This window comes from Lysinibacillus sp. UBA5994 (assembly GCF_002429725.1).
In the GTDB taxonomy this organism is placed as follows: domain Bacteria; phylum Bacillota; class Bacilli; order Bacillales_A; family Planococcaceae; genus Lysinibacillus; species Lysinibacillus capsici.
Genome location: NZ_DJAU01000056.1, coordinates 52,482 through 78,369, shown reverse-complemented (window position 1 = coordinate 78,369; position 25,888 = coordinate 52,482). Strand labels below are relative to the sequence as shown.

30 protein-coding genes and 2 pseudogenes are annotated in these 25,888 nt (G+C 38.2%); 4 read left to right on the top strand and 28 right to left on the bottom strand.

Going from position 1 to position 25,888, the window contains the following annotated elements; all coding sequences use genetic code 11:
• Positions 1-76: 76 nt before the first annotated feature.
• The 8 genes and pseudogenes from B3D98_RS16665 to nusB all read right to left on the bottom strand — a co-directional run.
• Positions 77-895, bottom strand: a complete 819-nt coding sequence (locus tag B3D98_RS16665) for a TlyA family RNA methyltransferase (RefSeq protein WP_004231167.1) — start codon at positions 893-895, stop codon at positions 77-79.
• Positions 895-2,796: a 1-deoxy-D-xylulose-5-phosphate synthase gene (dxs, locus tag B3D98_RS16660; RefSeq protein ID WP_288584431.1), complete on the bottom strand. Its 1,902-nt coding sequence runs from the start codon at positions 2,794-2,796 to the stop codon at positions 895-897. Before dxs ends, B3D98_RS16665 begins: the two co-directional genes overlap by 1 nt.
• A 163-nt stretch (positions 2,797-2,959) precedes the next feature.
• Complete coding sequence (locus B3D98_RS16655) at positions 2,960-3,841, bottom strand: polyprenyl synthetase family protein (protein WP_054549165.1); 882 nt, start codon at positions 3,839-3,841, stop codon at positions 2,960-2,962.
• 3 nt (positions 3,842-3,844) lie between these two features.
• Positions 3,845-4,078, bottom strand: a complete 234-nt coding sequence (xseB, locus tag B3D98_RS16650) for an exodeoxyribonuclease VII small subunit (RefSeq protein ID WP_008179899.1) — start codon at positions 4,076-4,078, stop codon at positions 3,845-3,847.
• The gene (gene xseA, locus B3D98_RS16645; protein WP_054549164.1) at positions 4,075-5,433 is read right to left on the bottom strand and encodes an exodeoxyribonuclease VII large subunit; all 1,359 of its coding nucleotides are present in this window, start codon (positions 5,431-5,433) and stop codon (positions 4,075-4,077) included. The genes xseB and xseA overlap by 4 nt, the downstream gene beginning before the upstream one ends.
• 230 nt (positions 5,434-5,663) lie before the next feature.
• Positions 5,664-6,479, bottom strand: a complete 816-nt coding sequence (locus B3D98_RS16640) for an undecaprenyl-diphosphate phosphatase (RefSeq protein WP_048392294.1) — start codon at positions 6,477-6,479, stop codon at positions 5,664-5,666.
• 129 nt (positions 6,480-6,608) lie between these two features.
• A complete protein-coding gene (gene folD / locus B3D98_RS16635; RefSeq protein WP_288584418.1) occupies positions 6,609-7,445 on the bottom strand; it encodes a bifunctional methylenetetrahydrofolate dehydrogenase/methenyltetrahydrofolate cyclohydrolase FolD in 837 nt (278 codons plus the stop codon).
• A pseudogene (nusB, locus tag B3D98_RS16630) lies at positions 7,420-7,692 on the bottom strand (transcription antitermination protein NusB); the annotation flags it as partial. The gene folD and the pseudogene nusB, both read right to left, overlap by 26 nt.
• 383 nt (positions 7,693-8,075) lie before the next feature.
• Here nusB and B3D98_RS16625 point away from each other — a divergent pair.
• Entirely contained in the window at positions 8,076-8,978 is a 903-nt protein-coding gene (locus tag B3D98_RS16625; protein ID WP_288584416.1) for a MerR family transcriptional regulator, read from the top strand.
• Between the two features lie 124 nt (positions 8,979-9,102).
• Positions 9,103-10,272 (top strand): MFS transporter, encoded by a 1,170-nt coding sequence (locus B3D98_RS16620; protein WP_048392291.1) that lies wholly within the window; start codon positions 9,103-9,105, stop codon positions 10,270-10,272.
• Between the two features lie 95 nt (positions 10,273-10,367).
• Here B3D98_RS16620 and B3D98_RS16615 read toward each other — a convergent pair whose 3' ends face one another.
• Both B3D98_RS16615 and B3D98_RS16610 read right to left on the bottom strand, forming a co-directional pair.
• Positions 10,368-10,778, bottom strand: coding sequence for an Asp23/Gls24 family envelope stress response protein (locus B3D98_RS16615; RefSeq protein WP_004231142.1), 411 nt, complete (start codon positions 10,776-10,778; stop codon positions 10,368-10,370).
• Between the two features lie 111 nt (positions 10,779-10,889).
• Entirely contained in the window at positions 10,890-11,216 is a 327-nt protein-coding gene (locus tag B3D98_RS16610; protein ID WP_048392290.1) for a nucleoside triphosphate pyrophosphohydrolase, read from the bottom strand.
• Positions 11,217-11,319: 103 nt separating this feature from the next.
• On the opposite strand from B3D98_RS16610, the gene B3D98_RS16605 reads away from it, so the two are divergent.
• On the top strand, positions 11,320-11,727 hold the full coding sequence (locus B3D98_RS16605) for a hypothetical protein (protein WP_259420381.1): 408 nt from the start codon (positions 11,320-11,322) through the stop codon (positions 11,725-11,727).
• A gap of 176 nt (positions 11,728-11,903) precedes the next feature.
• Here the strand turns inward: B3D98_RS16605 and accC are convergent, their stop codons facing one another.
• From accC to B3D98_RS16540, 13 genes are all read right to left on the bottom strand, one after another.
• Positions 11,904-13,271: an acetyl-CoA carboxylase biotin carboxylase subunit gene (accC, locus tag B3D98_RS16600; RefSeq protein WP_004231135.1), complete on the bottom strand. Its 1,368-nt coding sequence runs from the start codon at positions 13,269-13,271 to the stop codon at positions 11,904-11,906.
• A 14-nt stretch (positions 13,272-13,285) separates the two neighbouring features.
• Complete coding sequence (gene accB, locus B3D98_RS16595; protein ID WP_004231133.1) at positions 13,286-13,792, bottom strand: acetyl-CoA carboxylase biotin carboxyl carrier protein; 507 nt, start codon at positions 13,790-13,792, stop codon at positions 13,286-13,288.
• Positions 13,793-13,992: 200 nt separating this feature from the next.
• On the bottom strand, positions 13,993-14,547 hold the full coding sequence (locus B3D98_RS16590; RefSeq protein WP_004231131.1) for a SpoIIIAH-like family protein: 555 nt from the start codon (positions 14,545-14,547) through the stop codon (positions 13,993-13,995).
• Positions 14,548-14,967 (bottom strand): hypothetical protein, encoded by a 420-nt coding sequence (locus B3D98_RS16585; protein WP_048392288.1) that lies wholly within the window; start codon positions 14,965-14,967, stop codon positions 14,548-14,550. It abuts the gene before it with no gap.
• A gap of 62 nt (positions 14,968-15,029) precedes the next feature.
• A complete protein-coding gene (locus B3D98_RS16580; RefSeq protein WP_004231124.1) occupies positions 15,030-15,173 on the bottom strand; it encodes a hypothetical protein in 144 nt (47 codons plus the stop codon).
• 1 nt (position 15,174) lies between these two features.
• Positions 15,175-16,086: a stage III sporulation protein AE gene (locus tag B3D98_RS16575; RefSeq protein WP_004231121.1), complete on the bottom strand. Its 912-nt coding sequence runs from the start codon at positions 16,084-16,086 to the stop codon at positions 15,175-15,177.
• Between the two features lie 12 nt (positions 16,087-16,098).
• Positions 16,099-16,476, bottom strand: a complete 378-nt coding sequence (locus tag B3D98_RS16570) for a hypothetical protein (RefSeq protein ID WP_016994741.1) — start codon at positions 16,474-16,476, stop codon at positions 16,099-16,101.
• A gap of 5 nt (positions 16,477-16,481) precedes the next feature.
• Positions 16,482-16,691, bottom strand: a complete 210-nt coding sequence (locus B3D98_RS16565) for a hypothetical protein (protein WP_012295089.1) — start codon at positions 16,689-16,691, stop codon at positions 16,482-16,484.
• Positions 16,692-16,781: 90 nt separating this feature from the next.
• Complete coding sequence (locus tag B3D98_RS16560) at positions 16,782-17,789, bottom strand: NAD(P)H-dependent flavin oxidoreductase (RefSeq protein ID WP_048392287.1); 1,008 nt, start codon at positions 17,787-17,789, stop codon at positions 16,782-16,784.
• Positions 17,790-17,983: 194 nt separating this feature from the next.
• Positions 17,984-18,541, bottom strand: a complete 558-nt coding sequence (efp, locus tag B3D98_RS16555; protein WP_004231115.1) for an elongation factor P — start codon at positions 18,539-18,541, stop codon at positions 17,984-17,986.
• Between the two features lie 17 nt (positions 18,542-18,558).
• Complete coding sequence (locus B3D98_RS16550) at positions 18,559-19,620, bottom strand: M24 family metallopeptidase (protein ID WP_081010950.1); 1,062 nt, start codon at positions 19,618-19,620, stop codon at positions 18,559-18,561.
• Between the two features lie 2 nt (positions 19,621-19,622).
• A complete protein-coding gene (gene aroQ / locus B3D98_RS16545; protein WP_004231111.1) occupies positions 19,623-20,057 on the bottom strand; it encodes a type II 3-dehydroquinate dehydratase in 435 nt (144 codons plus the stop codon).
• A 122-nt stretch (positions 20,058-20,179) separates the two neighbouring features.
• Positions 20,180-20,605: a hypothetical protein gene (locus B3D98_RS16540; RefSeq protein ID WP_048392286.1), complete on the bottom strand. Its 426-nt coding sequence runs from the start codon at positions 20,603-20,605 to the stop codon at positions 20,180-20,182.
• Positions 20,606-20,717: 112 nt separating this feature from the next.
• Here B3D98_RS16540 and B3D98_RS16535 point away from each other — a divergent pair.
• A pseudogene (locus B3D98_RS16535) lies at positions 20,718-21,690 on the top strand (DUF1385 domain-containing protein).
• A 37-nt stretch (positions 21,691-21,727) separates the two neighbouring features.
• Here B3D98_RS16535 and B3D98_RS16530 read toward each other — a convergent pair.
• The 5 genes from B3D98_RS16530 to B3D98_RS16510 form a co-directional block, all read right to left on the bottom strand.
• The gene (locus B3D98_RS16530; RefSeq protein ID WP_288584385.1) at positions 21,728-22,462 is read right to left on the bottom strand and encodes an ABC transporter permease; all 735 of its coding nucleotides are present in this window, start codon (positions 22,460-22,462) and stop codon (positions 21,728-21,730) included.
• Positions 22,459-23,181: an ABC transporter ATP-binding protein gene (locus tag B3D98_RS16525; RefSeq protein WP_048392283.1), complete on the bottom strand. Its 723-nt coding sequence runs from the start codon at positions 23,179-23,181 to the stop codon at positions 22,459-22,461. The genes B3D98_RS16530 and B3D98_RS16525 overlap by 4 nt, the downstream gene beginning before the upstream one ends.
• Positions 23,174-23,641 carry a DUF3021 domain-containing protein gene (locus B3D98_RS16520; RefSeq protein WP_048392282.1) on the bottom strand — a complete coding sequence of 156 codons (468 nt, stop codon included), beginning with the start codon at positions 23,639-23,641 and terminating at the stop codon, positions 23,174-23,176. Before B3D98_RS16520 ends, B3D98_RS16525 begins: the two co-directional genes overlap by 8 nt.
• Before the next feature lie 10 nt (positions 23,642-23,651).
• Complete coding sequence (locus B3D98_RS16515) at positions 23,652-24,092, bottom strand: LytTR family DNA-binding domain-containing protein (RefSeq protein WP_048392281.1); 441 nt, start codon at positions 24,090-24,092, stop codon at positions 23,652-23,654.
• Positions 24,093-24,501: 409 nt separating this feature from the next.
• Positions 24,502-25,428, bottom strand: coding sequence for an alpha/beta hydrolase fold domain-containing protein (locus tag B3D98_RS16510; RefSeq protein ID WP_288584381.1), 927 nt, complete (start codon positions 25,426-25,428; stop codon positions 24,502-24,504).
• Positions 25,429-25,888: the final 460 nt, after the last annotated feature.

Genomic DNA, 25,888 nt, shown 5'->3' with positions numbered 1-25,888 from the left:
GTATATGTGTATAATCACACTACCATTTTCAACAAAAAAGCACAAGAAAAAACACGGCTCTATAAGCGAGCACGTGTTATTTTAATGAATTATGCGCTTCTTCAACGAGTGCATTAAAAGCTGTATATGCAGGTAGCACTTCTTGTCCAATAGGATTCACTAAATGGAATAAAAATTCAATATTTCCTTCTCCACCTGTGATTGGAGAGAATGAAGCATCTTTTACTACAAAACCAACCTCAGTTGCCATTGCAGCCGTTTTTTCCAAAACTTCTAAATGTACTTTTTTATCACGAACGATTCCTTTTTTACCTACTTTATCTTTCCCAGCTTCAAACTGAGGTTTCACCAATGCCATAACATCCCCACCTGGCAGCAATAATGTTTTTAATACTGGTAAAATCAGTGATAATGAAATAAAGCTAACATCGATTGTTGCAAAATCAGGTAAACCTTCTGATAAATCGGCTGCCGTTGTATAGCGAAAATTCGTTTTCTCCATTACTGTCACTCGTTCATCAGAGCGAATTTTCCATGCTAATTGGTTCGAGCCAACATCTAGTGCATAGCAATGTCTTGCACCATGTTGTAAGGCACAATCTGTAAAGCCACCTGTAGAGGAGCCAATGTCAAGCATTAGCTTCCCTTCTACAGACATATCAAAAATTTGTAGCGCCTTTTCTAATTTAAGGCCTCCACGACTCACATATTTTAAATCTGAGCCCTTTACTTGTAGCGGTGCATCGACGGCAATTTTCTCGCCTGCCTTATCAATTCGTATTTCATTTGAAAAGACAAGGCCTGCCATAATGGACCGTTTTGCTTTTTCTCTTGTTTCACATAGTCCACGCTCTACAAGTAAAATATCTACACGTTCTTTTGGTTGTTTTGTCATTATTTATTCAAACCCACTTGCTGTTTTTGTTGAAGTAATACATGCATACGTGCAACCGTATCTTCTGCTGTCATATGAATTTCTGCGAGTAGCTGATCTACGTTACCATGCTCAATATATTGATCTGGGATGCCCATTCGATCAACTAGCGCATTTAAATAGCCGTGGTCATGAGCAAACTCTAATACACCACTACCAAATCCACCTTGTAGAACTGCTTCTTCAATTGTTAAAATCGGTTTTTGACTAGATAATATACGGTGTAGCATATCCTCATCCATCGGTTTGATAAAGCGAGCATTGACCACTTCAATATCGATTCCTTGTTGCGCAAGCATTTCAGCAGCAGCCATTGCCATTGGAATCGTTGTTCCAAATGTCAAAATAGATGCATCTTTCCCCTCACGTAAAACTTCCCAGCTACCAATTGGTAAAGCTATAAGCTCATCATCTAATGGCACACCAATTCCATTACCACGTGGATAACGAAGTGCAATAGGACCACCATCATAATCAATTGCTGTTTTTACCATATGTTGCCCTTCATTCTCATCCTTTGGCATCATAATTGTCATGTTTGGAATATGACGAAGGAAAGCAATATCAAATACACCTTGATGTGTTTCCCCATCTGCTCCCACTAAACCAGCCCGATCAATACCAATAAAGACATTTAAATTCGGGCGAGCAATATCATGCAATACTTGGTCATATGCACGTTGCAGGAAGGTAGAATAAATCGCTAAAAATGGCTTCATCTTTTGCGTAGCTAATCCTGCAGCCATCGTTGCCGCATGCTGCTCCGCAATCCCTACATCAAAGAAACGATTTGGGAAGTCCTTTTGAATACCTTGTAGCTTTGAACCTACAGGCATGGCAGGTGTAATCGTTACCACTCGCTCATTTTCATGAGCAATTTTACGAACCGTCTCAGCAATTAAACTACTCCAAGCTGGTCCAGTAGTCTCAGACTTCACAAAGGCACCATTTTCAATTTTATAAGGACCTGTTCCATGCCAATTTCCGATTGTATCATCCTCGGCTGGTTTATAGCCCTTTCCTTTTTTCGTAATAACATGAACAAGGACTGGCCCTTTTACTTTTTTCGCATGTGATAATGTCATTTCAAGCGCTTCAAAATCATGTCCATCAATTGGACCAAGATATTTAAAACCTAGCTCCTCAAAAAACACACCAGATACTACTAAATATTTTAAGCTATCCTTTACGCGTTCAACAGTAGAGGCAAGCTTTCCACCTAATACTGGAATCTTATTAATAAGTGATTCCAGCTCTTCCTTGGCTTTTGAATACTCCTTGGCTGTACGTAGACGACCTAAAACATTGTGTAATGCGCCAACATTTGGTGCAATCGACATTTCATTATCATTGAGGATGACAATCATATTTGTTTTTGCATGGCCAATATGATTTAATGCCTCAAGTGCCATACCACCTGTTAAAGCCCCATCACCAATAATAGGGATAACAAAGTTGTTTTCTTTTTTTATATCACGTGCTGCTGCCATACCCATGGCTGCTGATAAAGATGTCGAGCTATGACCTGTTTCCCACTCATCATGTTCACTCTCCACGCGCTTCGGAAATCCACAAAGCCCTTTGAACTGACGTAGTGTGTCAAATTGACTCGCACGACCTGTTAAAATTTTATGCACGTAAGCTTGGTGGCCAACATCCCACAAAAACTTATCTTTTGGACTGTCAAACATTTTATGCAACATGATCGTAAGCTCGACTACTCCTAAATTCGGGCCGATATGTCCACCTGTGACAGAACATTTTTCGATTAAGAAGGTACGAATTTCTTGCGCTACCTGCTCAAGCTCCTTCTTATTTAAGTTTTTTAAAAAGGATGGACTAGTTATTTTATTTAAATCCACCTTTCTCACACACCTTTTCAATAAAATATTCACCGCAATTGTGTTTCCACCATTATAGCAGTGTTATCAATATGCTAAAAGTACGAGCACTTCATTGTTTACATATTGCAAACGTTCCCACCTATTCTAGCATATTCTTTTCCTTCAACGCCTTGATTTTCTCTTAGTTTTTACGATGAACTATATAAGCAGCAAAGTCACGTAATAGGCTGACATCTATTGGTAATTGATCGAGTGCGTTAATGGCATGTTGATAATGCTCAGCAAGCTTTTCTTTTGCTCCCTCTAGGGTTAAGAGTGCTGGATAAGTGCTTTTATCACTAGCGACATCTTTTCCAGCTGTTTTTCCTAGTTCTTCAGTCGTTCCCTCAATATCTAAAATATCGTCTTGAATTTGGAAAGCTAAACCAATATGGTGCGCATATTCTTTCAATGTAGCACGGTCTTGTGCTGATACATCTGCAAGTACGGCTCCCGCTTCAATACTAAAACGCAATAAAGCACCTGTTTTATTGACATGGACTTGTTCCAATTCAGCTAAATTAAGCTGACGTTGCTCCCCTTCCATATCTAGTACTTGACCACCAACCATGCCTTCTGCACCTGCTGCAACGCTTAGCAACTGGACAAGCTCAATACGCTTTTCAGCAGAGATATCCATGCGTGCTAAAATGCCAAATGCCAGTGTGTTTAATGCATCACCAGCAAGCGTAGCCAGCGCTTCTCCATAAACTTTATGATTTGTTGGCTTGCCTCTTCTAAAATCATCATTATCCATGCTTGGTAGATCATCATGGATTAAAGAATATGTGTGAATGATTTCAATAACCGAACCGACAATCAAACCGTCCTGAAGATTTTTACGGTAAAGCTCTAGTACCGCTAACACAAAAAGCGGACGAATTCGTTTACCCCCTGCCTTTAATGAATAAAGCATGGATTCCTTTAAATCTGCTGGTGCATCAATTTGTTCAACAAGTGCAAACATCATCTCTTCAATTTGTGGTGTATTGCTTTCAATAAAGTACTTTAATGGCTCATTCATTTCCTAATTCTCTCCCTTTAGTGGATCAAATGCTGTTGTTTCACCAGTCTCTTGGACAATTGATACAAGCTGCTCCTCAGCATGTTGCAGCTTACTATGGCAAAACTTTGATAGCTCCATTCCTTGCTTGTATAAATCAATCGCATTTTCCAATGGCACATCACCCTGTTCTAACTGGCGAACGATTTCTTCTAGTGCCGTCATGGCTTCTGCAAATGTTTGTTGTTTTTCAGTCACAACAATTCCCCCTCATTCTTTGGCAAGATATTCGTCACGTTAGCCACAACCTTTCCATCATGGAAAGTCAGTGTCAGTTGATCTTGCTTTTGCACCTCAGTGGATGATTTGATCATTTGCTGATCTTTATATGCTACTGTAAATCCTCTTGTTAGAATGGACAGTGGATTTAAAGCTTCTAATGTTCTAACGGTTGACTCAAATTGTTGTTGCTTTTTTGCCACATAATACGTTGTAGCACGTGATAATTGTTGAACGCGCGCTTCAAGCTCTCTCTGATGAAAAGCAAGTGCCTTTTTGGGTGAATGTTGCTCCACCGTACTATGTAATTGTTGAAGTTGGGCAGCTTTTTTCATCAAGCTCACTTGCATTGCTGCCTGTAATCCTGACTCAAGCTGTGCCAATCTTTCTGTAAAAGGTCGATAAAGTCTTTCTGGCATTGACAATGGATAAGACTGCTGGAGCTTATTTAGACGTTGTCGCTCTGCCATAAGTTGCGACCTAACCATTTGATGTAGCTGTGATTTCTGCGTAAGCACGCGTTGGTAGAGATCCGCTTGATCGGGCACAGCCAACTCAGCAGCAGCTGTTGGAGTAGGTGCACGTAAATCGGCTACATAATCGGCAATCGTTGTATCTGTTTCATGGCCAACCGCACTAATAATAGGAATTCGGCTTTCAAAAATAGCTCTTGCCACAATTTCTTCATTAAAAGCCCATAAATCCTCGATGGAGCCTCCTCCTCGCCCGACAATCAACACATCACAGCTTGCCTCTTGATTAGCACGTTGAATATTTTGCACAATATTCGGTGCAGCCTGAGCTCCTTGTACAAGGGTTGGATAAATCAAAATTTCAGCAAGTGGGTAACGCCTCTTTAAGGTTGAACAAATATCCCGTATAGCTGCACCAGTTGTTGACGTGAGCACACCAATTTTTTCAGGAAATTTTGGTATCGGTTGCTTCCACTCAGGTTTAAAAAGACCTTCTTTTTGTAATTGCTCTTTTAATTGATTGAAGGCAACAAATAAGCTACCAATGCCATCCGGTTGCATTTCCTGTACATATAGCTGATAGGTTCCATAGCCTTCGTAAACGTTTACATCCCCTCGGATAAATACTTGCATACCTTCCTTTGGTTCAAACGCTAATTTGGTAGCCGCTGCTTTAAACATCGTCGCAGCTATTCGGGCACCATCATCCTTTAATGTAAAGTAAATATGGCCGGATTGATGAATTTTCACATTTGATAATTCACCTTTTACATACACTTCACGCAAATGTGGATCTGCATCGAATTTTCGTTTAATATATTTTGTTAACGCTTTTACTGTTAAATAAGAAGCAGAGGACATGTTTTCGGCTCCTTTACTAAAATCAAGTTTTTCACAAAACTACACCTATCATAACATTTTTTGCAGTCGTTGACGTGCCAAAATGCAGTTTCGATAGAAAAAATGACTGTCTTTCTTCTATCGAAAAACAACTATAACACATTCCTACACGTTCTCACTATTAGAAATCGTATATTATGACAAATAACAAACAAAGCCCCATAACTTCATACGTTATGAGACTTTATATTTTAATAAAATAGTAATAAAAGAGTTCCTACAATAAAACAATAATACGTAAAGTAGCTAAGTTTGCCACTTTTCATAATGCCCATAAACCAACGCATCGCAAAATAAGTCATAATGAGTGTTGCCAAGAAAGTGGCGGCATATGGAAGAGCTAAGGCACCTTTATTCGGCTCGTCTAAAAAATCTGTAATGCCAAGGACTACCCCACCCAAACTTACAGGAATATAAAGCATAAAGGAAAAACGTAAGGCTGTATCCTGCTTCATCCCTACTGCTATGGCGGAAATAATCGTAGCTCCTGAACGGCTAATGCCTGGCGTTAAAGCAACTGCTTGCCCCAGCCCTACAATGATGGCATCTTTAGCACGTAAATCTGCATCTTTCTTCTTGCCACGCATATTACGAATTAACCATAATGCAGTCCCTGTCACAAATAGCATGAGCGCAATCGTCGTCATACTTACGTTATCTGCAATAACATCACTTAATAACACCCCTAAAACGCCAGCAGGAATTGAACCGATGACAATATAGAGAGCAAAGCGAAAATCTGCGTTATACCGCTTTTCTCTAGTTTTCAAGTAAAGAAAAAAATGACTGATCAGACGAACAATATCCTCACGATAAATATACATAATAGCAAGTAACGAAGCTGTATTGGTTAAGATGGCAAAAGTAAAACCTTGTTCACCTAGTCCCAGCATTTCGCTAGCAATCATTACATGTCCACTCGACGATACAGGAATTGGCTCTGTAAAACCTTGGACAAGTCCAATAATGATATGCTTGACAATTAACATAATATCGATATTTTCCATAAAAACCTCCTCCTCAGTATGTATGTCCCAAACGTTACATTAGACGACATAATCGAAGAAAAGTTCTGAATTTACACAACAAAAAAGTCACCTCACACAATGTTGAGATGACTTTCTTCAAAAGGTTTTTTATTTTGCAAGCGTATTTTCAGCTGCTTGCACTGTGTTGAATAGTAACATTGTGATGGTCATTGGTCCTACACCACCTGGTACAGGCGTAATATGAGACGCAATCCCATCTACTTCTGCAAAGTTTACGTCACCGCATAATTTATTGTTGTCATCGCGATTAATGCCTACATCAATAACAACAGCCCCTTCTTTCACGTGCTCTTTCGTAATAAAGTTTGCACGACCAACTGCGGCAATTAAAATATCTGCTTGTTTTGTAAATGAAGGTAAATCTGGCGTTTTAGAGTGTGTATAGGTTACCGTTGCATCCTTTTGTAAAAGTAGTTGTCCCATTGGTTTACCAACGATATGACTACGACCTACGATTACAGCATGCTTTCCTGCGATTTCAATTCCTGAATACTCAAGAAGCTTCATCACGCCAAACGGTGTACAAGGTAAAAATGTTTCTTGGCCAAGCATCATTTTCCCAACGCTTACAGGTGAGAATCCATCGACATCCTTCTCGACAGCAATCGTTGCAATGACTGTATCCTCATCAATATGTTTTGGGAGTGGTAATTGAACTAAAATACCATGAATATCCTCACGTTGATTTAAAAGCTCAATTTGTGCTAGTAATTCCTCTTGCGTTGTCTCTTCGGGTAATTTAATGAGTTCTGAAAACATACCAATCGCTTCACAAGATTTTTGTTTATTTCTCACATATGTAGCTGATGCCTGGTTGTCTCCAACTAACACAACCGCTAAACCAGGTGTCAATCCTCGCTCTTTTAAACGAATGACACGCTCTGCTACAGCATTANNGTGTTTCTGGCATGTATAACAATTCATATACAGCTAAACGTAAAACCGTTCTTTCAATTTTGGGTAGACGGGCAAGTGACCACTTTTCAAGATGCTGTTCTAATGTAGCATCGATTTCCTCCAAATGTTCAGCTGTTCCATTTACGATCTTTTCGTAGAAGGCATTGGTAGGTTGACCTTTAATATGGCCCATTGCTTCTTCAACTGTTAGATCCGTATTGTCTAGCTGAAACAAAACTTGCAACGCTTTTTCGCGTGCTTCATGTCGTTTCATGTAAAGCTCTCCTTCTTAAGTGGCATTAAGGTTTATAATAGCATAAAATCACATGAGAAACACGATTTCAAGCAAGTTTTCAATAATCTGAACCTTTTTCAAGGAACTTTTTGTTTAAGCCCACTTCTCATCGAATAGTGGTATTCCAAAAATGAATGTTTCCTGTTCGTAATGGTATAATAAAGAAAAACGTTAGAGGTGTCACAATGTAAACTGAAGCTATATGTCTTAGCTGCAAAAAACATTTAAAATGGTTGACAGTGAAGAACAAATCAACAAATGAAGGAACGTACATCTCACCTATTTTACTGGGTGGATGCAAGCATAAAATTCGTTTTGATGCCATTCGAAACTTTTTTAGCTTTTATTAGTGGAGGCCATTTATGAAGGAACATTATTATACGATAGGTGAGGTTGCCAAACTTTCAAACTTATCGGTTCAGACATTACGTTATTATGATCAAATTGATTTATTTAAGCCTGCTTATATCGATACCTTCACCAATTATCGGTATTATAAAGGCAATCAGCTATTCTATTTAGACATTATAAAGTCCCTTAAATATATCGGCGTGACGCTCGATGATATAAAAAAAGCACTTAGATTAACCTCTGAGGATTTGCTTGATTTTTTAGCTCAGCAGGAGCTACGCATCAATCAAAAAATTTCACGTTTAAACGAAGCAAAAAATACCTTACTGAAAACAAAAAAGCAATTACAGGAGCAAATTGATATCCCAGTCTTCGGTGAGATTTATGCGCAAATAGAGGAAGCAATGCCCGTTCTTCAAGTAACCACTACTGAATTAACACCGACATCGAGCACCAGTACATACTATGCCACTTTAATTAAAATCATCGAAAAGGAAGGCAGTGTCTTAAACAGTCGTTATGGCTGTATTTATCCACTAGAGCCCTATAAAGATGTCAATGACATCATTTATGATGCTATTTTCACTCCCCTATTAACGGAGCGCACATTTTCGCAGCTTTCACCAAACATACAACAAACCATTATTCCTGGGGGTAGATATGTATGCATTGCCTTTATTTACGATCCTGATACTTATTTTTCATTCTATGAAAAGTTGAGAAATCATGTATTGGCTCAGCAGGAACTATTTGAATCGCAAGTGTATGAGCTATACATGCCAGCAACGCTCACTATGGAACAAGAAAAGAAATTTATAGTAGAATTAAAGATTAGGCAAAAACAAGAGACACAAAATTCCTCCGAAAAAGTAGTGGCGCATTCGTATAACTCTCAGCCAGAACTCCCAAACTGATAAAAATTTTTAAAAATAAAAACAAATCTTTTGACCCTATAGTTACTATAGGGTTTATCGTATTACATGGAAATATTCTAGTAGATTGAAAACATGTATCGCGAACAATTAGAAGGAGAAGTTTATGAGCAAGAAACAAAATATAACCTTAGCTATTTTATTATCTAATCTTTTCATTGCCTTTTTAGGGATTGGTTTAGTCATCCCTGTTTTACCAACCATCATGAATGAGCTACATATTTCTGGCTCTGTTGTTGGTTATATGGTGGCAGCCTTTGCCATTACACAATTAATTGCATCACCAATTGCAGGTAAGCTTGTTGATAATATTGGCCGCAAAGTTATGATTGTTGCAGGTCTTTTTATTTTTGGACTTTCTGAGTTTTTATTTGGGTTTGGTCGTTCTGTTGAAATTCTTTTTGTCTCTCGTATGTTAGGTGGCGTGAGTGCCGCTTTCATTATGCCAGCTGTAACCGCCTATATAGCTGATATTACGACATTGGCACAGCGCCCTAAGGCACTTGGCTATATGAGTGCAGCCATTAGCACAGGTTTTATTATCGGCCCTGGGATCGGTGGTTTTTTAGCTGAAATTGGTACACGTGTCCCATTTTATGCAGCTGGGGTACTTGGTCTGTTCGCAGCTATCCTGTCATTGCTGTTTTTAAAAGAGCCAACACGTGCTACAGACAATGAAGAAGTAGCACAATCCATGTTAGGTAGTGTCAAGCGTGTGTTTAGTCCACTCTACTTCATACCATTCATTCTTATTTTCGTGTTATCATTTGGCCTCGCTGCATTCGAATCATTGTTTAGCTTATTCGTTGATCACAAATTTGCGTTTACACCATCGGATATTGCCATAATTATTACAGGAAGTGGTATTGTTGGGGCACTAGCTCAATTAATACTATTTGATTGGCTGACAAAGAAAATGGGTGAGATTAATGTTATTCGTTACTCACTAATCCTTTCAGCAGTATTAACATTTGCCATGACGATCGTGAGTCATTATTTTGCCATCTTATTCGTGACATTCTTTATTTTCGTAGGCTTCGATTTAATTCGACCTGCTGTTACTTCGTATTTATCGAAAATTGCCGGAAATGAACAAGGATTTGTTGGTGGCATGAACTCTATGTTTACAAGTCTTGGTAATATTTTTGGCCCAATTCTAGGTGGGGTATTGTTCGATATCAATCTGAACTATCCATACTACTTTGCTACAATCGTATTGGTGCTAGGCGTCATACTTGCTTTATTCTGGAGAAAGCCAAAGCATATAGAATTATAAAATAGCGATACATCCACATGAACATCCTAGAGAAATCCATATAAAAAGGACTGCCCTTTGATGAACGAATCATCATTGGGCAATCCTTTTCTTTTTTATTCATGCACTACTGTTTCTTCTTTTTCAAAGTGAATACCTGTAATATGCACATTTACTTCTGCTGTTTCTAGTGCCGTCATATTAAAAATAGCCTGACGGATTTGCGTTTGAACTTCTTTTGCTACTTTAGGAATGGCATATCCATATTTCACAGAGCAAAATACATCAATCGCAATTTCACCAGTTTCCGTTACACCTGATTTAATGCCTTTATTGTGTACTTTTTTACCGAAACGTTCCACGACACCCGTCGCAATATTTCCACGAGTTGCAGCAATGCCTTCTACTTCATTGACAGCAATCCCAGCCACAACCTCGATCACCTCTGCCGCTACCTCAATTTTTCCAAGCTCTTCTTTCCCAGAAGGTGTTGGTTGTACGAAAGATTGTCCTACTTTCTCTGCCATACAAATATCATCCTTTCCCTTACACATCACAAACAAGTGCTGTACTTACATTTATTATACTATAAAAAGGAAGGTTTGGCTGTCGAAAGCCGTTTTAATTTAAAACCGACTTTACTGATCCACGACATCGATTAAATAAATTCCCTTTTCAAATCCCCCACGAGCTTTCTTCTTGTGTACACGGGTCGCTTCTAGCTCCTCAAAGCTTACACCTAGCACACCGATAGCCATATGAATGAGCTCCAGTATGTCTGCGAGCTCTTCAACACTATCTTCTTTATGCTGGGCTTCGTAAAATTCTGTAGCTTCTTCTATCATTTTAGCCTTTATTGCCTTTACCAGCTCACTAGGTTCTAAAATGCGTGCATGATAGGATAAACCCTTCGCTTCAATTACTTCTAAAATTTTATCCCTCACTAGCTTATTGTATATTGGCATCCATTGTTTCACTCCTTTTCAGGGGGATGACTATTTCTTTCTTCTATTATATAGTATTCTTTCTATAATATAGAATTGATTTGAGATAAAGTAGAGGTAGAGTATGTTACAAAAATGGTTGTTTGGCATCGGTGGGGTTGTCCTCATGTTTACAATGTTTTTTTTATTTTTGGGGAATAGTGCTAGTGAAGATACATTGCTTGCGAAAAATATAATGGAAAAAGCAAATAATGGTACAACTATAGTTTCACTAAATAAATTAACGGATTTTGATTGGGAAAAAGCGCAAATTTTTGGACCTTATACAACGAAAGATGCGATTGAAGAAACAATGAACATACAGTTTAAAGGTAGTATTAGTGGATTAGATGTACGGGAAGATATTTTCCTTCTTGTATTTGCGAAAGAAGGCCATGCGATAAAGACAGCTGTGCTTTACAGAAACATAGGAGACTATTCAACAAAGAATGGTATATTAACACCAGATAACGATCTTCTATCTATAAAATAGAACTTTTATAATCTTTTTCACCACACTTCAACTAGTAATTGTTTAAGCTTCTATAACGGTCAATCTTTCTTCTATGATTGATCTTCCTACCTGCAAGTAAGTCTTCTATCTAGTTATGCTTAGACATAAAAAACCTCCTAACTAATAATAGCTAGGAGGTTTAAACTTGCGAACGCTTACTTCACTTTTTCTGCTACACCCAATACATCGTTCTCTTCTAGGAACTTCGTATTGAATTGCGCTGATTTGAAGACATCATTGTTCATTAGTGCTTGGTGGAATGGAATGGTTGTATTAATTCCAGGACCAGATACTTCGAATTCACTTAAGGCGCGGTTCATTTTTGCAATCGCTTCTTCACGTGTATCCGCGTGAACAATTAGTTTTGCTACCATTGAATCGTAATATGGTGGGATTGTATAGCCTGCATAGACAGCAGAATCAATACGTACACCATAGCCACCTGGTGTTATATACGTATCAACAGTTCCTGCTGAAGGCATGAAGTTTTTATAGGCATTTTCTGCGTTAATACGGCATTCAATCGCCCAACCATTTAATTTTATATCATCTTGTGTGAATGGAAGCTTCTCACCAGATGCAATTTTTAATTGTTGTTGTACAAGATCTACACCAGAAATCATTTCTGTTACTGGGTGCTCAACCTGAATACGAGTGTTCATTTCCATGAAGTAGAACTTGTCCTCTTGATAGTCATAGATAAACTCGATTGTGCCAGCACCTTCATAGTTACATGCTTGTGCCGCTTTTACTGCAGCTGCACCCATTTCAGCACGACGCTCAGAGGATAGGGCTGGAGATGGAGCTTCCTCTACTAACTTCTGCATACGACGTTGAACCGTACAGTCACGTTCGCCTAAATGCACCACGTTACCGTAGCCATCTGCTAAAACTTGGATTTCACAGTGACGGAAGTACTCGATAAATTTCTCTAAATATACGCCAGGGTTACCGAATGCTGCAGCAGCCTCTTTTTGCGTAATTTCAATACCTTTTACAAGATCTTCTTCTGTACGTGCTACACGGATTCCTTTACCGCCACCACCAGCAGTTGCTTTGATGATGACAGGGTAACCAATTTTAGCAGCCCATTCTTTACCAGTTTCGATATCTGGTACAATACCAGTACCTGGAACAAGTGGAACGCCTGCTGCTTCCATTGTTGTACGTGCAACGTCCTTGATGCCCATAATTTTAATAGAATCAGATGATGGACCGATAAATTTAATGCCAGCGTTTTCACAAGCTTCAGCAAAATCAGCGTTTTCAGATACGAAGCCATATCCTGGGTGGATGCCATCAGCACCTGTCTTTTCAGCTACGCTAAGTAGCGCTGGGAAGCTAAGATAAGAATCTTTTGATAGCTTCGGTCCGATGCAATAAGCTTCGTCTGCTAACTTCACATGTAATGCGTCAGCATCTGCTTCAGAGTACACAGCAACCGATTGAATGCCTAACTCTTTACAAGCACGAATGATACGCACAGCGATTTCGCCGCGGTTTGCAATTAAAACTTTTTTCATTTGTTTTGCACTCCTTACTCAGCTTTTACAAGGAATAATGGTTGGCCGTACTCTACTAAGTCGCCATCTTTAACTAGAATTTCAACGATTTCCCCTTGCACTTCTGCTTCGATTTCGTTGAATAATTTCATTGCTTCTACGATACATACGATTGTTTCGTCCCCTACTTTGTCACCCACTTTTACGTAAGCAGGAGAATCTGGGTTTGGTGCTTGATAGAAAGTACCGACCATTGGAGATACAATTTTATGTAACGATGGGTCGTTAACTGATGGTGCCGCTGCAGCTGGTGCTGGCGCTTCTTCTTTCGCTGGTGCAGGTGTTACTGCTGGAGCTTCTGCTGGTGCAGATTGTTGTACAACAGGTGCTACTACTTCTTTTTTAGGTGCTACAGTTTCTGTAACAACAACATTATTCTTTTTAAGTTTTACTTTTGCGCCATCTACTTCATACACAAACTCGTCAATAGAAGAAGAATCCACTAATTTGATAATTTCACGAATTTCTTGAATTTTGAACATTTCTAACTCTCCTTATGAATTAAAATCTACTACAATAACTATTCTATATTTTTTCGTATCAATTTGAAATAGTTAAATGAAAATTAAGTAAATATGAACAAAATAAAAGGCTTTCCTTTACTAAGCGAAAGCCTTTTCATGAAGCTGATATATAACAACCTTTTAATAATTAACTAAAAATTTATTTTTTTCTTTATTTTTTAATAATTATTTGCACTGAACTTAACTTGCACATCATTTGCGCCTTCCATCTCTGTTTTTACCAAATAAATAATTTCGTTTGCTTGGGCTTTTGACAATTCCTCTGCCATCACTGTCACCGACACTTTTTCTCCCTCAGCACGAACAAACGCATCAGAGTAGCCTAATGATTTTACGAGCATCTCAAGCATAGCTTCAGCTGATTCACGTTTAATAAGGCCATCCATTTCATTATATGCCTCATTTTTTTCTTCGGCAGAATATTCTTCTGAGGCAATCTTTTGTGTTAACTGTTCACGAAGCTGACTTCTCTCATCACTAACCTGCATACGCATTTCTTCAAATAAGTGACTTGGTGAAGATACTTCTTGTGTTATATCATTTGTTGCCTCCTGATCTGTAACACCTGTGACAGCTGTTTGTTGCAGTGTATCATCTGTAAAAATAGTAAGACCATTGAATTGCTTTGCTGGATCTACCAAATAATACACTGAAATGACTGCTACTAAACTTAATAATGTCATAAACCAAACTGTTCTTCTACGTACGCGCATTTACTTTTCCTCCTTATTTTCCATTGGAACGATAATAATTCGATGAATCGGTAATTGCATCACTTGACTGACGACAGCACGAATTTCATTTTTCACAAAGATATCGGAAGCACCCTCTGAAACAACGAGCATTCCTGTCACGTTTTTCGTGCCTTGTTCAGTCCCTCGAAAATATTGGCTGAATAGTTTATTGGCATTCTGATCATCTGTCATCTCTCCATAATAAAAGTAGACTTTAACCTTCCCAACACCTTCCATTGCCTTCAGGGTTTGCTCAAGTTTTTCTTCATTCGTGAGCGGTGAACCATTGTCGCTTGTTGAATTCGTTTGATACATAGGTAAAATGATGAAAATTCCCACGGAGGCAGCTATCAAAATTAAAACCATCAATGACGTTGTTTTTTTTCGTGTCTTTTCCACATCACTTGTACATTGCCTCCTTTCATCTTCTCTTTTTCAAGTGTATGTACGCTTGTTTCTTCCTATGAATTGATAAATGGAATCTTTAATAGCAATTGCAAAAATACTAACGTGATGACCAACTTTGTCAGTGAAATTATTTCCTTATCATCCGTTAGAAACACAAAAATCTGACAGACAAACAGCAATGCCAATAAAAGAATCAATCTATCTCCCCCCTGCCATGACTTGTACGAACACAATGAGGAAAAAACAAGAAAACATAAATGAAAAAGCAATTAAAAATGATACAGCACATAAAGTAAATAGTGATTTGCTAACTTGATCTAGTAGTCTACAAATATCATCAAAGGCAATCGGTTCTAAAATAGCAGCAAGCATTTTCAAAGAATAGGCACTAACTACAAGCTGCACGGTTGGGATAAAAGACACCGTAATGACGGCGATAAAGGCGCTAATACTTGTAAGAGAAGATGTAAATTGAGTCATATGCTGAAACATCGAAAAACTATCCACAATAAAAGAACCAACAACTGGAATATTTTCTTCAATTAATTTTTTGACGGGCTCTGCTACAGCCGCATTGACACTAAATGCTGCTACACCACTTGCGGTCATCAGTAAGACATAGCAAATAACTGAGGCCGACACGATGCTCATAATTGTAAAGCGAATTAATTCAGCTATTCGAGTAAAGGATATTTCCTTTACGATGACACTGCATACATCAAAGACAATGGCCAAAAGCACGCCAGGAATAAGCCACTTACTACTGATAATGGTGAGGACTTGTACAAAAAACAGTAAAAAAGGCTGCCAGGAAGCAATCGCTGTAATACTACTGGATAATAAAAAGCTTGATGTAAGAATCGGATAAAATGCCGTAAATAGATGGGCTAGTCCTTGTGCAATTTCATCAATTAATGTAAAGGAGTTGACAACAACAGGACCGATTGTTGCTAAAACGATAAGAAAAAAAAGTATCCTTGTCCCTTTTTCAAACTCTGGTAATAGCATGTTCACAATCAAAATGATGATGACGTAGCTGCAAAGCATGAGCGTCATCTTGAGCAAGAGAAAGAATGGGTCGATTAAAAACGATAATATTTGCTCCTGCAATGGCTTCGCTCCTTAGTTTAGCCTTTTTAAAATGGCCGACACCTCCTGTAGAACAGCCAGAAATTCTTTAAACCAATACAGCAAAATCACAATTTTCACCGCAGCAAAAACGATGTTCCCGAGCACTTTATAATTATGTTCTGCCAAAAGCAATGCCACCCACTGCCCGACATAGAACATACTTGCACTGATTAAAATAGCCTTCGCATAAGGTAAAAACGCAAGTGTTTCTAACAATTGTTTGGCGAAAGGCAATAAAAGCGTCGAGAACAACATGCCAAAAAGCAAAAAAGAAAACATCACACTGATTAGCGCATGGAGTGGCTGTATAACTTCTTTTATCAGCAATAATAAAAGCAGCATGACAACAGCGACGATGACAATTTCCATTCACATTACCCGGATGAGGTAAGCCATTGGAAGAAGGTTAAAATCTCATTAAAGAATAGACGTAAAAATCGAAGTAATTCTGCTGTCATATATAAGTAAGCAATGAAAAAGAGGAAAAATGAAAACTCCTTCTTCCCTGTTTGATCAAAGAAAACATGAAGAAGCGCAACGACTAGTCCCACTCCAGCAACTCTTAATACGTCTTGTAATTCCATTCCTACGCCCCCTCGTGTACAGCAATATATGTCGCTCTTCAAAAAAAAAGACCTCTATACAGATGTATAGAGATCTTCTACGATAAAAAATTATAATAGTTTGCTCACAATGTTTTTCACCGTATCCGTTTGCTGTATGAGGTGACTATTTTCACCCATCCACATGGATAAATATTCTGCATTACCTTGCTCAGCACTTTCCTTACGAATGGTAGTCGTTAGATAATTTTGTAGTGGATAGGGTGCTACTGTCGCATCCTCCATACGTTTCGTGAAATCATTTGCTAAACCTCTTGCTGGTTTACCAGTAAATGCAAGCGTAATCGTCGTTTGTTGTTCTTTTGATGCCAATACAGCATTTTTATAGAGTGGCGAAATTTCGCATTCATCTGCCACTAGTAAAGCCGTCCCAATTTGAACTGCCTGTGCCCCACTTTCAAGTGCCTTTTGAATATCCTCTTTGGTTACAAGGCCTCCCGCAGCTATAATTGGAATCGCAACTTTTCCCACTACTTGTTGTAGTAAGTCATGCAATGGAATTAATTGCAGAGGGTCAGTAAAAGAGCCTCGATGACCGCCAGCCTCTCCCCCTTGTAATACAACCGCATCCATTCCTGCTTGCTCCACCAGTATGGCTTCCTCTAATGTGGTAGCAGTACCAATCGTATAGACGCCATGATCTTTTAATTGTTTAAGAACAGCTGGAGATGGCAGCCCAAATGTAAATGAACAAACTGCTACCTTTTCTTCAATCACAGCTTGAACCTGTCCTGCAAAAACTTCCTTTGATGTTACGCTCTGTACAGGGGATAATCCTAATTCATCGTAAAAAGGTTGCAGTGCCATTCTGGCTTGTTGTAAAACCTCGACATCAATTTTGGGTTCTTCTTGCACAAATAAATTGACCGCAAAGGGCTTTGTCGTTAATTTCTTCACTTCTTGAATAAACTGCTTTGTTTGTTCACCATCTAAGTAACCTGCACCAATTGAACCTAATAGGCCTGCCTCAGCACAAGCCGCCACAAATTTAGGTGATGTCACGCCTGCCATTGGTGCTTGTATAATTGGATATCGCATATCAAATGTTGTTTGTAGCATACCTTTCACTCCTTACTCTGATTGTAAACAATTCTACCAGTAATGACCATCTATCTGATGATAGAAACTTGATAGTACCTCAATAAAAATTAAATAGTGCTTCTATCTATTATCACATTAAATGAACGATTTGACAGTATATGTATAAGAAAAAAATAAAAACCTACTCTTTAATGAAAAGAGTAGGCTGATCATTATGCACGTGAAACGTAAGAACCCTCATCCGTGTTAATGATTAAAACGTCACCTTGGTTAACGAAGAATGGTACTTGTACGATTAGACCTGTTTCAAGAGTAGCAGGTTTTGTACCACCAGAAGCTGTATCACCTTTGATTCCTGGTTCTGTTTCTGTTACTTCTAATTGAACAGTGTTTGGTAATTCAACACCTAACATTTCACCTTGGTAAGATTGAATATGCACTTCCATGTTTTCTTTTAGGAATTTTAATTCATACTCAATAGCAGATGAAGCTAGTTCAGTTTGCTCATATGATTCCAAGTCCATAAATACATGCTCGTCACCTTGTGCATATAAATATTGCATTTTACGATTATCGATTTGTGCCTTTTCAACTTTTTCACCAGCGCGGAATGTTTTTTCATTCACTGAGCCGTTACGTAGGTTACGCAATTTAGAACGTACGAACGCAGCACCTTTACCTGGTTTTACGTGTTGGAAATCTAACACGCGGTATAATTGGCCATCAACAATAATTGTTAGACCTGTACGGAAATCGTTTACTGAGATCATTTGTGTTCCTCCAAAGTTTATAAAATAATGAGTTCTTTTGACGAATGTGTTAGTAGTTCATTACCCGTTTCTGTGATTAAAATATCATCCTCGATACGGACACCACCGATTCCAGGTAAGTAAACACCTGGTTCAATCGTCACGGCCATACCTGGCTCTAGCACTGTATCAGAACGCATCGATAAGCCAGGGCCTTCATGTACTTCAAGACCAATACCGTGTCCTAAAGAATGACCAAATGCTTCGCCATATCCTTTTTCTTTTAAGTAGTCACGTGCAATCGCGTCCGCTTGAATACCTGTTAATCCAGGACCCACTTTTTCAAGTGCTAACAGTTGAGAAGCAAGGACTGTATTGTACATATCTACCAATTTTTCAGATGGTTCTCCCACAGCCACAGTACGTGTAATATCCGAAATATAGCCATTATAAAGCGCACCAAAGTCTAATGTAACAAAGTCGCCTTTTTCAATCACTTTATTCGTTGCAACGCCGTGTGGTAATGCTGAACGAAGACCAGACGCAACAATCGTGTCAAACGAAGACTGAGTTGCTCCTTGTTTACGCATGAAAAATTCTAATTCATTCGAAACTTCAAGCTCGGTTTTACCAGGCTTGATGAAGCCTAAAATATGTGTAAATGCGTGATCTGCAATTTCACACGCAGCCTTAATAATATTAATCTCTTGTTCCGTCTTAATCAAGCGAATTTTTTCAATTAGCCCAGAAATCGGCACTAAATCTGCTTGAATCTTCGATTTATACAGTTCATAAGTGCCATAGCTTACAGTATCTTTCTCAAAGCCCAATAATTTGATACCCATATTATTTACTTGAGTAGCAATTTCTTCAATAATTGTGGCTTCATGCTTGACAATACGGAAGTCCTGAATTTGTGCAGCAGCCTGCTCTGTATAACGGAAATCTGTAATAAATACAGCATCATTTTGAGACACAATTGCTACGCCTGCTGTCCCTGTAAAACCTGTCATATAGCGACGGTTGTACCCATTCGTAATTAAAATACCATCGATGCTTTGTTCTTGAAGTGCTTTACGTAGCTTTTGTAATTTCAACATAATCAATTCTCCCTCTCGATAAATGTACGTAGTGCCAGTTCATAGCCTTTCGTACCTAGTCCACAAATTTGACCAAGGCAGGCCGGAGCAAGATAGGAATGATGTCGGAAAGCCTCACGTTTGTGGATATTGGAAATATGTACTTCGATAACTGGCACAGAAATACCTGCTATCGCATCATGCAATGCGATGCTTGTATGGGTATATGCACCAGGATTAAAGATAATACCATCATATTTTTCGTCCTCTGCTTCATGCACCCAATCTACTAGTACCCCTTCATGATTGGATTGACGAAATTCAACTGTAGCACCTAAAGAAGCCGCAAGATTTTGAACATTTTCTCGAACATCATCCAATGTTTCATGTCCATAAATATGTGGCTCTCGTTTACCAAGTCGATTTAAGTTCGGTCCATTCAAACATAATAACTTCACGCTTCTATTCGCCTCTTTCTATGTACTTGCCATTTATTTTATCATACACCGTGCATTCAGCAACTAATTTCAACTAGTGGTGCCATAAATATCCCCTTAAACGAAGGGGATATTTTGTACCTTCAACTTTGTTTTTGTGCTGTATGTTCCTTCTGATGGAAATTGGCGGTTTCAAGCAAGAAACGTAATAAACAAATAACGGTCACCATAAAGGGAATCGACAGTTTTTTAAAAGACGTAAGCTGTAATGGTAAATCTAAAGCAATCCATTCCAATGAGATGGTCACCAAAAGACCTAATAAAAGGGAAGAAAAAACAGCTGGGATGATATATACATAGCGCATAGTCATGTATAAAAATAAGCCGATAATAAATAGTAGAAAAATAAAAAAGGTCCATTGAAATAATTTGGAGCTTTCTTCAAACCAATTCCATTTTTTATAAAACCCTATCGGATGCCATTTAATGAGATGGAAATAATGTAAACCTTTTAAGCACAGCGCTAAAACAAGCGCATTGACAAGTGCTGTAATTGTCGCTACTTTCACCCTATACCTCTCCTTTATGCACACTAATTATTTCCTAAAATGTACGATTAGTGTAGCCATATAGAAAATTTACTATGCGTAACGGTAGAGGTTTTTCACTAAATTTAGTACAATGGTACAGTTGAAATATATAAAGAGAGTGGTGTTAGCCTTGAGCAATTCACCTGTATACGGGGGACAAGCACAATTAGANNGGTGTGATGTTCGGAGGAAAGGAACATACTGTTACAGCCATTCGTCGTAACGATGATTCCATTGATTATTATCATTTCAAAAAAGTACAAAAACCTTTGTTACAAAAGCTTAAAAAAATCCCATTTGTACGAGGCGTTGTCGCGCTAATTGAATCCGCTGGCTTAGGTTCTCGTCACATGCAATTTGCTGGGGATCGCTATGATGTGACACCTGGTGAAGAGGAAGATCATAAAGAAGAAGGCTCTAAACTTCAAATGATACTGGGCGTTGCTGTAGTAGGTATTCTTTCCTTTCTATTTGGAAAATTTGCCTTTACATTAATTCCTGTTTTTATAGCTGATTTTTTCTCAAAATGGATTGAAGGAAAAACGGGACAAATTTTACTGGAAAGCGGTATTAAATTATTGTTACTGCTAGCCTATTTATATTTTATCTCGTTAACCCCCCTCATTAAACGAGTATTTCAGTACCATGGTGCAGAGCACAAGGTGATAAATTGCTATGAAGCTGGGTTAGACATTACCGTAAAAAATGTTCAAGCTCAATCACGCCTACACTATCGTTGCGGCAGTAGCTTCATATTATTCACAGTGTTCGTTGGGATGTTTTTATATTTCTTTGTGCCTACAGATCCACTGTGGCTTCGTATTTTAGATCGTATTCTATTAATTCCTGTTGTTCTGGGGATCTCATTTGAAGTCTTACAAGCGACAAATGCCTGCCGTAATATTCCAGTGTTACGCTTCCTTGGCTACCCTGGCTTATGGCTCCAATTACTAACAACTCGTGAACCGAAGGACGATCAAGTAGAAGTAGCGATTGCTTCCTTTAATATGCTACGCCAAGTAGAGCAGCAACCTGAAATCGCTGCGACATTAAATCATGATTAATAAAAAAGGCAGCCCAACGTCGGAGCTGCCTTTTTTTTCATTTTGTACTGCCTTGCATTTTCTGCTTAAACATAAAGATAGCGAGAATTGTCATAATTATTGTATAACCAAAGACAACAATAAGTGAATAAAACACATTCGCATACTCTGCATGTAAGATAGCCCTAGCTGCATTGACTGCGTGCATGAAAGGTAAAAGCTGCGCAATCTTTTGGAATGGTCCACCAATCATATCTAATTCGAACCATGTTCCACTTAACCAAGTTGTCACATTAACAAAGATGGCAAATATCCCTCCTACCTGCTTATCTGTAAATAATGTCCCAAATAATAATCCACAACTAATATAGAGTGGTGAAATTATTAGAAGTACAAGAATCATAAAGAGGATAGGCTTATTAAATGGCAACCCTAAAAACATGGCGGTAGCTAAACAAACAAAAATTTGTAGCAGAGCTATTGGTAGTAAAGGTATCATATACCCTAAAATGTAATCAGCGGCAGACAAAGGAGAAACAAAAATCCTCATTAAAAAGGATGAACTTTTATCTTTTCCTAGTAGCATTCCTGAAAACAGTGTGAGAAAAGAAAAACTAAATACAATGACGCCCGGTGTTAGGTTATTCATTTCATATAAAGCAAATGGCATATTTTTTTGCATAACAGAAAATAAGCCCAATAAAAGAATTGGTAAGCCTATACCAAATAATAAAGTGATTGGATCGCGGACAATCTCTTTATGATTCCTTGTTGCAAACGCAGCTACCCTCACAATAACGCCTCCTCTGTTTTTTCCAAGAATACCTCTTCTAAAGAATGCTTGCCTGTTTCACTGATCAATTGTTGGATCGTGCCTAGTGCACATATTTGCCCATGATGCATAATTCCTACACGATCAGCTAAAGCCTCTATCTCCTCCAAATAATGGGAGGTCAAAATAATCGTGACATGTCCTTTTAAGTGCTTCAATATGTTCCATACATCATTCCTTGCCCGTATGTCCATCCCTAAAGTCGGTTCATCGAGGAACAATACCTTTGGGTTTGACATTAAAGCCATTGCTACACTTAAACGACGCTGGTAGCCGCCAGATAGTGTCTTAGCCTTGTCATGCTGATGTGGAGTCAGTCCGAATAAGGCCATTTTGTCATATACTTGTTGTTGTGCTTTTTCTTTTTCGTAGCCATAAATCTGACTGAATAATAATAGATTTTCATATACCGTTAAATTAGGCGCAATGGCCGTTTCTTGAGGAGAAATATTAATAACTTGTTTTACAGCCTGTGTATTTTGCACAATGCTTTTTCCATCTATTGTGGCATCCCCCTCTGTAGGTGAAAGGAGCCCACACAACATTTTGATTGTGGTTGTTTTGCCAGCACCATTTTGTCCTAAAAGAGCGAAAAGTTCACCTTGATGGATTTGTAAATTTAATTGATTAACGACTACACGCTCTTTATAAAGCTTTGTTAAATCTCTTATGTTAATCATCCTGCTCTTCACCTCGATTGGTAAGAATCGCATTAATTTTTTCTATGTCACGTTGTGAAAATCTATATTGTAAAACCCATGTCACAATATAAGTTCCAAGAAAGCTGGCTACGAGAGAAAAAATATTAGCCATCGTTTTTGGCATCCATAGTAGCGTTACAATCGGTATCCAAATCATTGCCGTTATGAAAAAGTGGACGAAATATTGCTTCAACATTCCCCAGCTAGCCATTTCAAAAATAAGTGCAGCAAGAGCAAAGGTAATGCCAATAACACCCGTTAATAGAATTTGAGTAATTATTGCACTTATTTCATCTGTAAAGTAAGCACGAAATTCTGGTACCACCCAAACATATTTTCCTTGCCCTATGCCCATTGATACAAAGAATTGCACAATTTGTCCCATCACTATACCGATCAAAAATCCACCAATAATACGTGTTAAAATGTCTTTTCGCATATTTATCACCTCAGATTCCTAATTGCTTCTTAATTTTGCTTACATAACGCCTAGAAGCGTATGTTTTCGTGCCATTCTTCAATTCAACTCCGATTGTACCTGTTCTACTAATGTCCATATGCTTGATCATGTAGCGATTGACTATTTCAGCATTTGAAATACGGAGAAACATTTGAGGATTGAGCTTTTCCTCCAGCTCATAAAGACGCAAACGTACCGTATAAACACCGTGAATGCTCTGGACACAAACCTTTTTTTGCTCTGTATAAATACGCACGATCTCCTTACTATCGATCAATTCAACGCCTTTATGGGAGAAAGCTAATAAAGTGCTTTCTGCTGTCGTAGTAATAATTTGCATAAGATGCTCAATGTCATCAGTCATTTTATCTGTGAGAATGATTACTTTGGGTTCTTTATATGTAGGGTCAATCGATATTTCCACCTTCATATGATCACTGTCCTTTCTACGCCTCACTATAAATTTTTCCATACATGTTGTAAATGGATTATCGACAACTGGTCGTTATCAAGGAATAAGTGGTAATCTCAAAGATTCTGGCGAACAATAAAAACACCCTTTAAATAGGCCTATCCAAAGGGGTTAAACGTACAATTTAGCTTACTTAGAATCTTTTTTTACTTACTAGTAGGGCTGTAAAAACACCCATCATATTCAGGAGCTTTTAAAATATTGGAGGTAAGCTCTAATGATTGATTAAATTTTCCCAAATCAATTGCAATGATTGATTGTTTTGAGACACTTTTATTTTTCAAACATCTACAGATAAATAAACCTTGCTAAAAATGTACATAGAAAAAAACGTGTTTTGAATGGACAAAACACGTTTTTCTGTGAATTATTTACTTAGGATATTGATAATCTTCTGTTGCGCATCCACTGCCTCAGGGATTGGCATCACAACAAACACATGATTCATCTTAGGATAAACAAAGGTATTGATTGCAACGCCTTGTTCTGTTAGCTTCTCATCAAACTGTATTGCATCTGGATATAAGCTTTCGTGGGACCCAATAAAATGAGTTATCTTGCCAACTCCTTGAAAATCGCCGTAAATTGGACTAATTATTGGATCCTTTAGAGCTTTATCAGCTGCCCATATTTTTGTTATGACTTCCATTCCTTCACTAGCTAACATGGGATCGTTTTCTTCATATTCCTGAATAAGTGGATTTTCTAAACTCATATCAACACATGCCGACAATAACATAATATCTTGTGGTTGAGGCAGACCGTCTCGCTTCAACAGTTGAATTAGACCAAGTGCTATATTTCCACCTGCTGAATCTCCTATAATGGTTAATTGATTGGAGCTTTCAATAGATGCTAGAATCTCTTTATATAAGTTGAGCATCTTTGGGTACGTATCTTGATAGCTAAAATGAGGGACTTTTGGATAGATAGGCGCAATAACTTTTGCATTTAAGGCTTGTGCCATTTTATCCATGAACAACCAGTGTAAATTTAAAGGTTGATTCGTCCAAGCTCCACCATGAATATAAAGAATCACCATTTGTGATGAAGACTTTTGGTCATTTAAAATAAAAACCTGCATATCCTCGAATGTTTGCTCCTTCAAAGCGCTTAAAAGATTGACATCCTCCCCAATCACATAGGGGTGAATATTTTCTGTTCCTCTTTGCTTAATAATTTGTTGAGCATTTTCAATACTAGAAAAGCTCTTTTTATTACTTTGTGAAAACAATAATTTTTCAAATTGCACACTCTCTACAGATCGTTCTCCATTAAAAATTTCTATACTCATGTTTTTCTCTCCTTTTATTGTTCATTCTGTTTCCAAACATGTAATGATTAATAAAGTGATGTGCCAAACCACTAAAACTGAGTCTCGACGATGGTAAAATGCATCTTTTTAGCGAACTTTATTTTAATTCCACATTTTGAACAATACTCCTTCCAAAATCTATCATCAAATAAAAAGACCTTCCTGTTGTAATCCCTAAATGTAAAGAGCATTGATTGTGCTGTATATAAAAAGCTGCCATTTTGAAACAAAATGACAGCTTTGTTGTTGAAAAAAGATGATGTCAACAGCAGAAAAAGTAACTTTGCAAGGTGAGAGGTTGATTTCCGTTCCGCCAGCGTCCTTTCCAGGGGGCGTCCGATGAGCCGCTTCACTCACTTACGTTCGCTCTAGGGTCTCATCTGTGACGCTAAATCCCCTAGGAGTGACGCTGGCTCCACTCCAATCAACTATTCTGCAA

Excerpts from the sequence above, each read along its gene's own strand:
- B3D98_RS16665 (WP_004231167.1), bottom strand. The coding sequence starts at position 895 with ATGACAAAACAACCAAAAGAACGTGTAGATATTTTACTTGTAGAGCGT.
- B3D98_RS16655 (WP_054549165.1), bottom strand. The coding sequence starts at position 3,841 with ATGAATGAGCCATTAAAGTACTTTATTGAAAGCAATACACCACAAATT.
- xseA (WP_054549164.1), bottom strand. The coding sequence starts at position 5,433 with ATGTCCTCTGCTTCTTATTTAACAGTAAAAGCGTTAACAAAATATATT.
- B3D98_RS16640 (WP_048392294.1), bottom strand. The coding sequence starts at position 6,479 with ATGGAAAATATCGATATTATGTTAATTGTCAAGCATATCATTATTGGA.
- B3D98_RS16625 (WP_288584416.1), top strand. The coding sequence starts at position 8,076 with ATGAAGGAACATTATTATACGATAGGTGAGGTTGCCAAACTTTCAAAC.
- B3D98_RS16620 (WP_048392291.1), top strand. The coding sequence starts at position 9,103 with ATGAGCAAGAAACAAAATATAACCTTAGCTATTTTATTATCTAATCTT.
- B3D98_RS16615 (WP_004231142.1), bottom strand. The coding sequence starts at position 10,778 with ATGGCAGAGAAAGTAGGACAATCTTTCGTACAACCAACACCTTCTGGG.
- B3D98_RS16610 (WP_048392290.1), bottom strand. The coding sequence starts at position 11,216 with ATGCCAATATACAATAAGCTAGTGAGGGATAAAATTTTAGAAGTAATT.
- B3D98_RS16605 (WP_259420381.1), top strand. The coding sequence starts at position 11,320 with ATGTTACAAAAATGGTTGTTTGGCATCGGTGGGGTTGTCCTCATGTTT.
- accC (WP_004231135.1), bottom strand. The coding sequence starts at position 13,271 with ATGAAAAAAGTTTTAATTGCAAACCGCGGCGAAATCGCTGTGCGTATC.
- accB (WP_004231133.1), bottom strand. The coding sequence starts at position 13,792 with ATGTTCAAAATTCAAGAAATTCGTGAAATTATCAAATTAGTGGATTCT.
- B3D98_RS16590 (WP_004231131.1), bottom strand. The coding sequence starts at position 14,547 with ATGCGCGTACGTAGAAGAACAGTTTGGTTTATGACATTATTAAGTTTA.
- B3D98_RS16570 (WP_016994741.1), bottom strand. The coding sequence starts at position 16,476 with ATGGAAATTGTCATCGTCGCTGTTGTCATGCTGCTTTTATTATTGCTG.
- B3D98_RS16565 (WP_012295089.1), bottom strand. The coding sequence starts at position 16,691 with ATGGAATTACAAGACGTATTAAGAGTTGCTGGAGTGGGACTAGTCGTT.
- B3D98_RS16560 (WP_048392287.1), bottom strand. The coding sequence starts at position 17,789 with ATGCTACAAACAACATTTGATATGCGATATCCAATTATACAAGCACCA.
- efp (WP_004231115.1), bottom strand. The coding sequence starts at position 18,541 with ATGATCTCAGTAAACGATTTCCGTACAGGTCTAACAATTATTGTTGAT.
- B3D98_RS16550 (WP_081010950.1), bottom strand. The coding sequence starts at position 19,620 with ATGTTGAAATTACAAAAGCTACGTAAAGCACTTCAAGAACAAAGCATC.
- B3D98_RS16525 (WP_048392283.1), bottom strand. The coding sequence starts at position 23,181 with ATGATTAACATAAGAGATTTAACAAAGCTTTATAAAGAGCGTGTAGTC.
- B3D98_RS16520 (WP_048392282.1), bottom strand. The coding sequence starts at position 23,641 with ATGCGAAAAGACATTTTAACACGTATTATTGGTGGATTTTTGATCGGT.
- B3D98_RS16515 (WP_048392281.1), bottom strand. The coding sequence starts at position 24,092 with ATGAAGGTGGAAATATCGATTGACCCTACATATAAAGAACCCAAAGTA.
- B3D98_RS16510 (WP_288584381.1), bottom strand. The coding sequence starts at position 25,428 with ATGAGTATAGAAATTTTTAATGGAGAACGATCTGTAGAGAGTGTGCAA.